This is a genomic window from Parafrankia sp. BMG5.11, assembly GCF_004337455.1.
The window spans coordinates 1-11,654 of record NZ_SJXI01000068.1 but is presented as its reverse complement, the minus strand read 5'-3'; the positions used below and the strand labels follow the sequence as shown (position 1 = coordinate 11,654).

Sequence of the window (11,654 nt, the reverse complement as noted above, 5' to 3'; positions counted from 1 at the left end):
CGGGGAGATCGGAGCCGTGCCACCGATTCCGGTCACGTCACCACGCCGGCCCCGCTCGCCCCGCCACTTCTCCGCCCGCCGCGTCCTCCCAGCTCAGCGGGCCGAAACCCCGGCAGCCCCGGCCGGCTCAGCGCCCCGAGCGGCCGCGCCACCCCACCACCGGCAGGTCGAACTTGGCCACCAGCCGATCGGTGAACGGACGTGGCCTGATTACCGCCAGCCGCACCGGGCGCCGGCCCCGCACCACCTCCACCCGCGACAGCTCGGGGACGTCGACCAGTCGCCGCCCGTCGCAGTAGAGCACCGCCGGGACGTCCGGCAGCACCTCGATGGCCACGGTCGACGTCGGGGTGAGCACCAGCGGCCGGGCGAACAGCGCGTGCGCGCTGATCGGCACCACCAGCAGCGACTCCACCCCCGGCCACATCACCGGGCCGCCCGCCGAGAACGCGTACGCGGTCGACCCGGTCGGCGTCGAGCAGATCACGCCGTCACAGCCCCAGCGCGACAGCGGCCGCCCGTCGATCTCCAGGACACACTCGAGCATCCGGGCCCGCCCGGCCTTCTCCAGCGACATCTCGTTGAGCGCCCAGCCGGTGTAGATGAGCTCGCCACGGTGGCGCACCGTCACGTCGACGGTCATCCGCTCCTCGACCGAGTACTCCTTGCGGACGACGTGCTCGACGGTGGCCTCCAGCGCGTCGGGCTCCGCCTCGGCCAGGAAGCCCACGTGCCCGAGGTTGACCCCGAGCAGCGGGATGTCCGCCGAGCGGGCGAACTCGGCGCCGCGCAGCAGGCTGCCGTCACCACCGAGCACGAGCACCAGCTCGGCGCCGACCGCGGCGTCGGTGTCCCCCGTGACCACGTTCGGCGCCGACAGGTCGAGCAGCTCGGCCTCGTCCCGCAGGACCCGCGGGGAGACACCGGCGGCCACGAGCATCTCCAGCACGCGCTGCGCGCTCTCCCGTACAACGGAACGGCGCGGGTGGCTGACGACGAGTACCTCGCGGGTCATCGGCCGGTCCTTTCGCCGTCGGCTCGGGCGTCCTGGCCGGCGTCCTGGGACGACGGCGGCGGCGCTGGGGCGGGGGCCGCCGTGCTCGCGGGCCCCGCCTCGATCGCAGCGGTGATCATCGCCTCGACCTCGCCGGAGGTCGGGCGGACGTCCGCGCGCAGCCAGGCGAGGTACTCGACGTTGCCGGCGGGTCCCGGCAGCGGGCTGGCCGCCACGCCGCGCGCCCCCAGCCCGAGCCCCTCGGCGGCGGTCACGACGGTGCGCACCGCCCGGGCGTGCAGGGCCACATCACGGACCACACCACCGGAGCCGAGAAGCTCCCGGCCCACCTCGAACTGCGGCTTGACCAGCAGGACGAAGTCGGCGTCCGGCGCGGCGCACGCGCGCAGCGCGGGCAGCACCAGGACCAGCGAGATGAACGAGAGGTCGCCCACGACCAGCTCCACCGGCTCGCCGACCTGCTCGGGCGTGAGGTTGCGGACGTTCGTCCGGTCCAGCACGCGCACCCGCGGATCGGAGCGCAGCCGCCAGACAAGCTGCCCGTATCCGACGTCGACGGCCACGACCCGCGCCGCGCCGTACCTGAGGAGCACGTCGGTGAACCCGCCGGTCGACGCACCGGCGTCGAGGCACCGCCGCCCGGCGACCACGAGCGCCGGCGGCCCCGCCACCGCCGCGGGCGAACCAGGCCGAGCCGGCACATCAGGCTGGCCGGGCCCGCCAGACAGGCCGGGCGTCCCGGGCGCCGGGACGCCGAACGCCTCGAACGCGCCGACCAGCTTGTGCGCTCCCCGGGAGGCATAGCCGGGGTCGTCGTCCACGGCGAGCACGATCGACGTCGCCCCGTCGACGACCGTCGCCGGCTTCGTCGCGGTGACGCCGCCGACCCGCACGCGGCCCGCGGCGATCGCCTCGACCGCCCGTTCCCGGGAGGAGACGAGCCGGCGACGGACAAGCTCCGCGTCCAGACGGATCCTGCGGGCCACCGGTGATCCCGCCCGTCTCACCGAGGTGCCCGGGCGCCGCCCGGGCCGGGGCCCGGAGCAGGACGCGGACCGGGGCCCGGAGCAGCGCGCGGCCCGGGATCCGGGCCGGCGGTCGGACCGGGCGACGGCGCCGCGCCCGGGCCGCGCGACGAGCCGCCCGCGAGATCCTCTAACGATTCCTCCAGCAGCCGGTGCACGTCCTCGAACGTCTCCAGGTGCTCGGCGGCCGGCCGACCGGGGAGCGTGGCGAGCCGCGCGAGCGCCGCGCTCAGCTCGGCGGACAGTTCGTCGGTGTTCACCGAACCAGCCTCTCGCATTCCGGGGGGCGTCCGTGCCCGGCCGCGGCATCACCTGGCGGGCACGTGGCTGCCCTCACATCCGCCGGCGTCCCGCCGGGGGCGGCACGCACACGCTAGTGTCGCTGACGGCCGGATCCGCCGTACCCGGAGGATCCATTACGGCACGGACGACGGGTGCTGCGGGCGCAGGAGGTGACCGTCCAGCATGGCGGACAGACTGCAGTGCGAGGCAGCACTGCGAGCCCTCGCCGACCGGCTCGACGAGCTCACACGCGAGCGCCGGCCGCCGCGTACCCCGGACCGGGTGATCGTGTGCCGGATCCCGGACCTGCGGACCACGTTCTCCGGCCAGCTCCGCGACGGCTGCCTGCGCGACATCGGCGAGGGCGAGCTGCCGGGGGCCCAGATCACCCTCACCCTGAGCAGCGACGACCTGCTCGCCGTGACCGACGGCACCCTTTCGGTGACGACGGCGTGGGCCAGCGGCCGGCTCAAGGTCGACGCGAGCGTCCGCGACCTCCTGCGGGTCCGCTCCCTGCTCTGACCGTGCCGGCTCCGGCTGGGCCGGCTCCGGCTGGGCCCTGCTTCTGATGGGCTCCTGTCCCGACCGGGCCCGCGGGTCGCCGGGACGTCGTCAGCGCGCGGCCGGCGCGCGCAGGTCCTCGCAGCCCGGCGGCCGATCAGTGGCCAGGGCCTCGACCGGACGGCCCTCGTCCGCTGCCGCCCAGACCAGCGCGCACGCGGCCCGCAGCGCGTCCAGCCCGTCGTCCGGCCCGGCGTCCAGCCCGTCGCTCCCGGGGTCGGCCTGGTGCCAGCGCAGGGTGCCGCCGTTCAGGTCGCACGTCCACCCGCCGCACCGGGATGAGCCGTCCCGGGCGAGCGCGGCGGGCTGGGGGCGCAGCAGCCCGCGCAGGTCGGCGGCGAGGAAGGTCGGCCGGTGCCGCGCGGGCGCGCCGAGCAGCTCCGCGGGCCCGGTGACACCGGTGAACACCAGCAGAGTCGGCGTGCCGGCGCGGAAACCCGCCTCGATGTCGGTGTCCAGCCGGTCGCCGACGATGATCGGATCACACGCGCCGCTGCGCCGCACCGACTCCGCGTGCATCGCGAACTCCGGTTTCCCGGTCACCTCTGGCTCCGCGCCCGTCGCGGCCCGGACGAAGGCCACCAGCGCCCCGTTACCGGGCGCCAGGCCACGCTCCGTCGGCACCGTCAGGTCGGTGTTGCTCGCGACCCACCACGCCCCCGCCCGGATCGCCAGCACCGCCTCGGCCAGCCGGGCATAGTTGATCTCCGGATCGAAGCCCTGGACCACGGCGGCCGGCTCGTCCGCGGCCGACCCGGTCGGGACCAGGCCCTCCGCGCGCACCGCCTCCCGGAGCCCGACACCTCCGGCGACCAGGACCACCGCCCCGGCCGGTAGCCGTTCGGCGAGCACGTGCGCCGCCGCCTGCGCCGAGGTGACGACCTCCGACGGTTCGGCTGGCACGCCGAAACCCGTCAGCCGCGCGGCGACGGTCTCCGGGGTCCGCAGCGCGTTGTTCGTCACGTAGACGGTGCGCATCCCCTGCCGGCCCGCGGCCTCGATGGCCGCCGCGGCGTGCGGCACAGCCCGCTCGCCGCGGTTCACCACCCCGTCGAGATCCATCAGCGCGACGTCGAACATCGCCGCCAGTGGACGGCTCATGCCGGCGAGCACGGACCGCGCCGTGCCCGCCGCCTCTCGGGGGACCGTCACGCGCGGTTCAGAGCGGCCCGCGCCCCGCGCAGGGCGACCCCGTAGTGCGCCAGATCGGGCCGCATCGCCACCGCGAGCGCAAGATGCTCGACGGCGGAGCGCAGGTCGCCGGTGCGGCGCGCGGCCATCCCGAGGCCGAACTGGGCGTAGTCGTCGGTCGGATGGCGGTCGACGATCCAGGCGAAGGTCCGCAGGGCGTCGTCGTACTGCCCGGCCTCGAACTGCGCCCGGCCCAGCGCCTCCCGCACACTCGGGGACGCCGGCTCCGCCGCGACGGCATGCGCGAGGAGCTGCACCGCCGCGTTCGCGTCACCGTGCCCGAGCAGCGCCATCCCGCGGGTGTACCAGTCGTAGACCTCGCCGGCCGGCGAGCGGACCGACTCGGCCTGCCGCCGCTCACCGCCACTACCGCCGCCGCCGACGACGCCATTGCCATTGCCATCAGCGTTGCCATTGCCGTCAGCGTTGCCATTGCCGTCAGCGTTGCCATTGCCGTTCGGAACGCCGAATTCCTCCGTCATGGCACCTCCACGTCGTCCGGACCGCCACGGCCGTGGCCACCGCGGCGGCGGCATCAGCACCACCGGGACGCCGCACCGGGCCGCGCCGGGCAGTCACCGGTCGCGGCCGAAGCCCGACCGGCACCGCCCATGACCGGCACCGGCGACCGGCCGTCATCCGGCCGGCCCCCCGGCCGACGTCCTCGGCGACCCAGGTGGGGTGGAGGCGTCCCACCCTCCCATCCAGTTTCGCCGCAAGCGGCGTCCACATGCCTCAACATCGGAATAACGGCCTGTCTTCCGCGGCGTGACCTGGCCGGCAGGCGGGGGCGACCGGGCAGCCCCAGCACCTACGATGCGCCTCATGGTTGCCCCTGACGCCGCCGTGCCCGTTCCAGCCGGGCTCGTCCTCGCGCCGTTCCGCGCGGCGCGGTTCACCGCCGCCGGCCCGGATCTCGCCGCGCTGACCTCCCCGCCCTACGACGTCATCGACGAGGACGGCCGCACCGCCCTCGAGGCGGCCGCGGAGCACAACGTCGTCCGGCTGATCCTGCCGCGGGACCTCTCCCCCGCCGAGTCCCCCGGCGAGCCGGACAGCCGGTACGACCGGGCGGCGCGCACCCTGCGGGAATGGCTGGACGCCGGGATCCTCGCCCGGGACGAGGCCCCCGCGCTCTACGTCTACGAGCAGGAGCAGGACGGCCACCTCCAGCGCGGACTCGTCGGCGCCCTCGCCCTGGCCGACCCGGACGCGGGCATCGTCCTGCCCCACGAGAACACCATGGCCGGCCCGGTCTCCGACCGGCTCGCGCTGACTCGGGCGACCGCCGCGAACCTGGAACCGATCTTCCTGCTCTACGACGGCGGCGGCCCGGCCAGCCAGGTCGTCGCCGCCGCGGTGACCACCCCGCCGATCGTGGACGCCCACACCGACGACGGGGTGACCCACCGGATCTGGGCGATCGACGACCCCGCCCAGCTGGAGACCATCGCGGCGGATCTCCTCCCCCGCCGCGCGGTCATCGCCGACGGCCACCACCGGTACGCCACATACCGCCATTACCAGGCGGAACGGCACGCCGCGGGCGACGGTGCCGGCGCCTGGGACTTCGGGCTCACCTTCCTGGTGGACGCGACCGCCAACGGCCCGCAGGTGCACGCGATCCACCGCGCCGTGCTGGGACTCACCCTCGCCGACGCCGTAGCGCGGGCCGAGGGCGCCTTCACCGTCCGCCGGCTGACCGAGGCCGCCGGCGCCGGCGCTGGCGCCGGCGCACCGGTCGACCCCGCGGCGCTGCTCGACGAGCTCGCCAAGGCGGGCCACGACGGCCACGCCTTCGTGATCAGCGACGACTCGGACGCCTATCTGCTGACGGCGCCCGCCGCCGATCTCCTCGCTCGCGCGCTGCCCGCCGACCGGTCGGCGGCGTTCCGCGGCCTCGACGTGACCGTCGCGCACCTGGCGCTGATCACGAACGTGTGGGGCCTGGAGGACAGGGTCGGCGTCGTCGACTACTACCACGACGCCCCCGCCGCGCTCGCCGCCGCACGCGCCACCGGCGGTGTCGCGCTGCTACTCAACCCGACCCCGGTCGCCGACGTGACCGCCGTCGCCGGGGCCGCGGAGCGGATGCCCCGGAAGTCGACCCTGTTCACCCCGAAGCCACGCACCGGCCTGCTGATACGCCCGTTGGACTGACTCCGCTCAGGCGCCTGTCCTTGGCGCCTGTCCTTGGCGCCTGTCCTAATGAGTTCTGGGAGTAAGCCATCCGGCAGACTCCGAGCGGTAGCCGCCGGCAGGTGAGCACTCGTGTGTCCTGGACTTCGAGTCCTGACGAAAGACAGTGCCCCTGCCGGTCAGGCCGGGAGAGTTGATCGCTGATGGGATGTCGTGCCCGCCGCGTGCGGCGTGAGCACTGTGTTCATCAGGTCGCTGATAGTTCTCCCGCTGGCTGCTCACGGTGATCGGCATGGAGGGCGGGAGAGGCGTTGCGACTGTTCGTCGGGGACGACTGGGCGGAAGACCACCACGACGTGGAGGTGATGGATGCCTCGGGCCGCCGGCTGGGCAAGGCCCGGCTGCCCGAGGGCGTGGCGGGGATGACCCGGCTGCACGCGATGATCGGCGAGCAGGTCGGGGACGACCCCGATGCGGTCGAGGTGCTGGTCGGGATCGAGACCGACCGGGGCCCGTGGGCGCGGGCACTGGTCGCCGCCGGCTACCAGGTGTTCGCGATCAATCCGTTGCAGGCGTCCCGCTACCGTGAACGGCACGCCGTGTCCGGAGCCAAGAGCGACGCCGCCGACGCGCACGTGCTCGCGGACATGGTCCGCACCGACTCCCACCAGTTGCGGCCAGTGGCCGGGGACACCGCCCTGGTCGAGGCGGTCAGGGTCGTGACCCGCACCCACAAGACACTGATCTGGGAACGGACCCGGCACACCCAGCGGCTGCGGCACGCGTTGCTCGACTACTTCCCCGCCGCGCTGGCCGCTTTCGACGACCTGGACGCCGCCGACACCCTGGAACTGCTGGCCAAGGCGCCCACCCCGGCCGAGGCGGCCCGGCTGACGGCCAGCCAGATCGCCGCGGCGCTCAAACGCGCCCGCCGCCGCGACGTGGCCGCCAAGACCGCGGCGATCCAGGCCGCGTTGCGGGCCGAGCACCTCGGCCAGCCCGACGTCGTGACCACCGCCTACGCCGCTTCGACCCGCGCCCTGGTCGCGGTCCTGGCCGTACTGGACGAGCAGGTCAAGACTCTCGAGGAGCGGGTCGAAGCCCATTTTGGCCGGCACCCGGCCGCTAAGACCGTCCTCAGCCAGCCGGGGCTGGGGCCGGTCCTCGGCGCCCGGGTGCTCGCGGAGTTCGGCGACGACCCCGACCGCTACGCCACCGCCAAAGCCCGCAAGAACTACGCCGGCACCTCCCCGATCACGCGAGCCTCCGGGAAGAAGAGGACCGTCGCGGCCCGCTTCGTCCACAACGACCGGCTCGTCGACGCCCTCATGACCCAGGCGTTCTGCAGCCTGCGCGTGTCCCCGGGCGCCCGTGCCTACTACGACCGGCAACGAGAACGCGGAGCCAACCACAACGCGGCCCTGCGCCAGCTCGCCAACCGACTCGTCGGCATCCTGCACGGCTGCCTCAAGACCGGCACCCTCTACGACGAGACGACAGCCTGGTCGCATCACGTCGAACAGATCGCGGCTTGACACTTCAGCTCCTGGGATGTCTTTCGGGCCTTCGAGGGGCTCGGGTGCTCGAAGGCCCGGTCTCTCTCGGGCGCTCAGCAGTTCGAGCGCCCGAGAGAGTGGCGGTGCCCCGGGGTCAGTCCTCGGATGTCCGGTGCGCTCCGGCCTGGTCCGCACCGCCCGGGGCGTCCGAGAAAATGATCTCTGGAATCGGCGGGGTGTCGGCGGTCACCTCCGCGGCAGGCACCGCGCTCGTGTCCTCGGCCGCGGAGAAGCCGACCTCGATGGGCTCCACGGCCGCGGCGGGCTCCGCCGGCGCCGGCTGCTCGACCGGTGCCGCCGGCTCGCCGTCGACGGTCACATCGACCGCTGCCCCGGCGTCACTGGCACCACCCGTGTCGCCATGGTCGGCGGCCTCAGCTTCCGCGTCCGCGTCCGCGTCCGCGTCACCGGCATCGTCGGCGTCGGCGTCGGCGTCGGCGTCGGCGTCGGCCAGCGCGGCGTCATCTGCCACGGCGTCAACGGCCGCACCTGTGCCGGAGGCGATCAGGCCGTCAGGGTCCGGTTCGTCTACGGCCGCGCCGTCGTGGGTCCCGGCGGCGGGCCCGTCGTCTTCGAGTCTCTCGTCACCGAGCAGCTCGTCCTCGAGCCGATCGCTCTCCGGCCCGTCGTCCTCGGCGCCGCCGTCCTCGTTGTCGATCTCGGTCTCGTCATCGGTCTCGTCATCGATGGTGAGCTCGTAGACGCGCTCGGCCGCGTCGGTCGTGTCCTCGTCGATGCCGGCCGTGGCTGTGAACCAGCGCAGCGCCTCCATCGTGCGACCGGCCGCCAGCAGCGCCTCGGCGTAGGCGTACCAGAGACGGGGCGTCCACGGCTTCGGCTCCGTTCTGGCGGTCACCTCGTCGCGCAGCAGCACCGCGGCCGCCTCCGGCTGACCCATGTCGCGCCGGGCACCGGACACGACGATCAGGAGCTCGGCCCGGCCGGCGGCGTCCAGCGCCGCGACACCCGGGTCCGAGAGGTAGTCGATCGCGCGTTCGGGCCGACCGAGGCCACGTTCGGCGTCAGCCATCAGCGGGAGGTTGTGGGACGAGCCGTCGATGCGGCGGGCCGCGCGCAGCTCCAGCAGCGCGGAGGCGAACTCGCCGGCGTGGTAGGCCGCGACTCCCACGGCCTCCCGCACCGCGGCCATCCTGGGCAGCCGGGCCGCCGCGGCACGCGCGTGAGCCAGCGCCTGCACCGGGTCGGTGTCGACGAGCAGCGCGGTCGCGACGAGGTGCCGGGCGATCGTCTCGGCCAGCGGCGCGGGCACGCTGCGCAGGTCACGGCGAATGTCGCGATCAAGCAACTCGGCCTTGGCCTCGTCCGGCAGCGCAGGTGCGGGCGGCCTGCGGCGCGCCGTGACGTCGTCCCTGTTCGGCCGGCCGGCCGGCCCCGCGGAGGATCGACCCCCGGCTCCGCCGGCCGGACGCGTACCGGGGCCCGAACGGCTGGGCCCGCCACTCACCCCGCCACGGCCGGCCCGAGGTCCCCCGCTCGATCCCGAGCGGGTGTCCGGACCACGGCGACCCGCGTAGGAGCCCCCTGCGCCGGCACGGTTCGCGTCGAACCGGCTCCCACCGGATCGATCCGGCCGAGCCGGCCGTTCCTGGTACGTACGTGCCTGATACGGACGTCCCGTGTCCGCGCGGCCCTGACCGGAGCGGCCCACGTCCGGGCGGCCCCGGTCCGGGCCCCCCTGGCCCGCACGGCCCTCGTCCGGGCGGCCCTGGCCCGCACGGGCCTCATAGGAGCGGGTCTGGTCGGGACGGGCCCGATCCGCACCGGTGCCCGGAGCGTCCGGTCGGTCCGTGCGCTCCGCCCGATCTACCCGGTCCGTGCCGGACGCGGGCTGCTCACGGTGCGTCGGCCGCGTGTAGGGCCGTGCGGACGAGCCCCCGCTGGGCGGGCCACTCCGACGGCTGTCACCGCGATCGGACCCGGCGCCACGATCAGACCGGTAACCACGGTCGGACCCGGCGCCGCGATCGGGCCGGTAACCACGATCAGGTCCGGAGGCGCGATCAGACCGGTGACCACGGTCGTACCCGGAGCCGTTGGAGGTCCGGGCATCGCCGGTCGCACCGCTTTGCCAGGGCCGCGACCCGGCCGACGGGGGACGCCGGTCGACACCCGGGCCGCGGCCGGCCGCCGTCCCGTCGGACCTGCCCGGGCCGTCACGTCGAATCCCACTACGCGGACCTGCCGCGCCCCGTGTCGCCGCGTCCCCCGAGGAAGGTCGCCACTGGCCCGAGCCCTGCTCCCGTGAGCGCCGCTCGAACCGGTTCTCGCCCGAACCGCCGTTCCCGGGGCCCGCGGAACCGTCACGCCCACCGCCGACCGGCCGCCCGGCACCGTACGGACGCCCGGAGGAGCCTCGCGCCGTCTGGCCCGACGTCGGTCGTCCACCGGACGGTCGTCCACCGCCGTCTCCGTAGCTGCGCTGTCCACCGCGGTCGGGTGACGAACCGGCTCGAGAGCCGCCGCCGGCCCAGCCGCCGCCATCCCGCCGAGCATCACCGCGGCCACGCTCGTCACGACCTCCGCCGTGGCGGGGCCCGTCATGCCGAGGCCCATCGTGACGAGGGCCGTCATGGCGGGACCCGTCGTGTCGGGGGCCGTCGTGACGGGGGCCGTCGTGACGGGGTGTGGTGCCGCGGGCCGCGTCATAGGGCGGCCTGTCACTCTGCCTGGGGCGGTCTCCCGCCTCGCGGGACGGGCTCCCCGACCACTGCCGGCCCCGCGAATCCGAGGCCGGCGTGCTCCGGCCGGAGCCCTCCCAGCGGCGGGCCGGCCGGCCCCCCTCGGACCGGCCCTGCCCTTCCGGCCGACCGTGCGCTCCCGGCCGGCCCGCACCTCCGGACCAACGGTCTCCAGCAGGCCGCCCGCCGCTCGCTTCGCGCGGACCACCCTCACGCGACGAGGCGGGACGACCCCACCGCTCGCCGCCGGGTCCACCGGAACCGCCAGCGCCACCACGCCCCTGGCCTGTGCCAGCGGGACGCCAGGCGGCCTTCGGACGTCCGGCGCCCTGGCCGGGACCTCCCTGCCGGGACGGACCGCCGGCGCGCCCGGTGCCCTGCCGTGCGGGGGCACCACGACCACCAGCCCCCGCCGCCGAGGCGCCAGCCGGCGCGGGGCCTCGCCCACCGTCCGCACGCCGGACGAACCCCGTCCGGCCCGCATCGCCTCTGGTGACCCGACCGGAGCGCCGTGCATCGCCACCGGCATCCCGCCCGGACGAGCCGGACGAGGACGGCCCACGCCGGGCACCCGGCGCGTCACGGCGGCCCTCGGTGCGCCGCGCACCGCCACCGCCGGTGGCAGCACGGCCGGCCCTGGACGGCGGTTGGGACCTCGTCGACTCGTCGTTCGGCATAACCGACAGCATTCCCTTCGTTCCGGGGCGCCGGAACGCGGCCTCCCCAGGTGGATCTGATTCTGCGCGCGACCGACGTCCGCCGCCCGGCCGGCGCCCGCGGACCTCGCCGGCCATCGGGGTCTGACGCGGGGTCTCGCAAGTCTGACTCCAGCCGCCGGCCGGTCCAGCACAACCATGGCGGGTGAATGAGTCTATGGACTCACTCAGGCGCCACGCTTTGCCCTGTCCGGCCCGGCAGAGGACTGGTTTGGCGCTCAGGGTCCCGAGCCGTGGGGGTCAGGCCCTCCAAACCTCAGGACCCCGGACCTCGGGGTTCTGACCTCCGAGGTCCGGGCCCGAAGTTCGAAGGTTGGCGGCTCGACGTTCGAGGTTCAGGCTCCGGGCTTCGAAGGGGCAGGCGCCCAGGGCACCGAGCGGACTCTGTTCGGGACTCTCCGCTCCCCGAGCCCTGCCGAGACCAGCCAGCGGGCCTGGAGCAGCCTCCGCCGTCGGCCGGGAAAAGGTCC

At 75.0% G+C, this 11,654-nt stretch carries 9 protein-coding genes; 3 read left to right on the top strand and 6 right to left on the bottom strand.

Going from position 1 to position 11,654, the window contains the following annotated elements; all coding sequences use genetic code 11:
• Nucleotides 1–127: 127 nt before the first annotated feature.
• Genes E0504_RS37140 through E0504_RS37130 form a run of 3 tightly spaced genes read right to left on the bottom strand, consistent with a single transcriptional unit; the run spans nucleotide 128 to nucleotide 2,300 of the window.
• A complete protein-coding gene (locus E0504_RS37140) occupies nucleotides 128–1,015 on the bottom strand; it encodes an NAD kinase (RefSeq protein WP_071065392.1) in 888 nt (295 codons plus the stop codon).
• Complete coding sequence (locus tag E0504_RS37135) at nucleotides 1,012–2,001, bottom strand: TlyA family RNA methyltransferase (RefSeq protein WP_071065393.1); 990 nt, start codon at nucleotides 1,999–2,001, stop codon at nucleotides 1,012–1,014. Before E0504_RS37135 ends, E0504_RS37140 begins: the two co-directional genes overlap by 4 nt.
• 17 nt (nucleotides 2,002–2,018) lie before the next feature.
• Nucleotides 2,019–2,300, bottom strand: coding sequence for a hypothetical protein (locus tag E0504_RS37130; protein WP_131626775.1), 282 nt, complete (start codon nucleotides 2,298–2,300; stop codon nucleotides 2,019–2,021).
• Nucleotides 2,301–2,505: 205 nt separating this feature from the next.
• Here E0504_RS37130 and E0504_RS37125 point away from each other — a divergent pair, with 205 nt between their 5' ends.
• Complete coding sequence (locus tag E0504_RS37125; RefSeq protein ID WP_020459360.1) at nucleotides 2,506–2,844, top strand: SCP2 sterol-binding domain-containing protein; 339 nt, start codon at nucleotides 2,506–2,508, stop codon at nucleotides 2,842–2,844.
• A 90-nt stretch (nucleotides 2,845–2,934) separates the two neighbouring features.
• Here E0504_RS37125 and E0504_RS37120 read toward each other — a convergent pair whose 3' ends face one another.
• On the bottom strand, nucleotides 2,935–4,035 hold the full coding sequence (locus tag E0504_RS37120; RefSeq protein ID WP_112106818.1) for an HAD-IIA family hydrolase: 1,101 nt from the start codon (nucleotides 4,033–4,035) through the stop codon (nucleotides 2,935–2,937).
• Nucleotides 4,032–4,556: a M48 family metallopeptidase gene (locus E0504_RS37115; protein ID WP_131626774.1), complete on the bottom strand. Its 525-nt coding sequence runs from the start codon at nucleotides 4,554–4,556 to the stop codon at nucleotides 4,032–4,034. Before E0504_RS37115 ends, E0504_RS37120 begins: the two co-directional genes overlap by 4 nt.
• A gap of 334 nt (nucleotides 4,557–4,890) precedes the next feature.
• Between E0504_RS37115 and E0504_RS37110 the strand changes: the two genes are divergently transcribed.
• Together E0504_RS37110 and E0504_RS37105 are read left to right on the top strand one after the other, a co-directional pair.
• The gene (locus E0504_RS37110) at nucleotides 4,891–6,234 is read left to right on the top strand and encodes a DUF1015 domain-containing protein (protein ID WP_131626773.1); all 1,344 of its coding nucleotides are present in this window, start codon (nucleotides 4,891–4,893) and stop codon (nucleotides 6,232–6,234) included.
• A gap of 344 nt (nucleotides 6,235–6,578) precedes the next feature.
• Nucleotides 6,579–7,748, top strand: a complete 1,170-nt coding sequence (locus E0504_RS37105; RefSeq protein ID WP_235014100.1) for an IS110 family transposase — start codon at nucleotides 6,579–6,581, stop codon at nucleotides 7,746–7,748.
• A gap of 115 nt (nucleotides 7,749–7,863) precedes the next feature.
• On the opposite strand, the gene E0504_RS37100 is transcribed toward E0504_RS37105, so the two are convergent.
• Nucleotides 7,864–9,075: a hypothetical protein gene (locus E0504_RS37100; RefSeq protein WP_243657790.1), complete on the bottom strand. Its 1,212-nt coding sequence runs from the start codon at nucleotides 9,073–9,075 to the stop codon at nucleotides 7,864–7,866.
• Between the last annotated feature and the right edge of the window lie 2,579 nt (nucleotides 9,076–11,654).

Excerpts from the sequence above, each read along its gene's own strand:
- E0504_RS37140 (WP_071065392.1), bottom strand. The coding sequence starts at position 1,015 with ATGACCCGCGAGGTACTCGTCGTCAGCCACCCGCGCCGTTCCGTTGTA.
- E0504_RS37125 (WP_020459360.1), top strand. The coding sequence starts at position 2,506 with ATGGCGGACAGACTGCAGTGCGAGGCAGCACTGCGAGCCCTCGCCGAC.
- E0504_RS37115 (WP_131626774.1), bottom strand. The coding sequence starts at position 4,556 with ATGACGGAGGAATTCGGCGTTCCGAACGGCAATGGCAACGCTGACGGC.
- E0504_RS37110 (WP_131626773.1), top strand. The coding sequence starts at position 4,891 with ATGCGCCTCATGGTTGCCCCTGACGCCGCCGTGCCCGTTCCAGCCGGG.
- E0504_RS37105 (WP_235014100.1), top strand. The coding sequence starts at position 6,579 with ATGGATGCCTCGGGCCGCCGGCTGGGCAAGGCCCGGCTGCCCGAGGGC.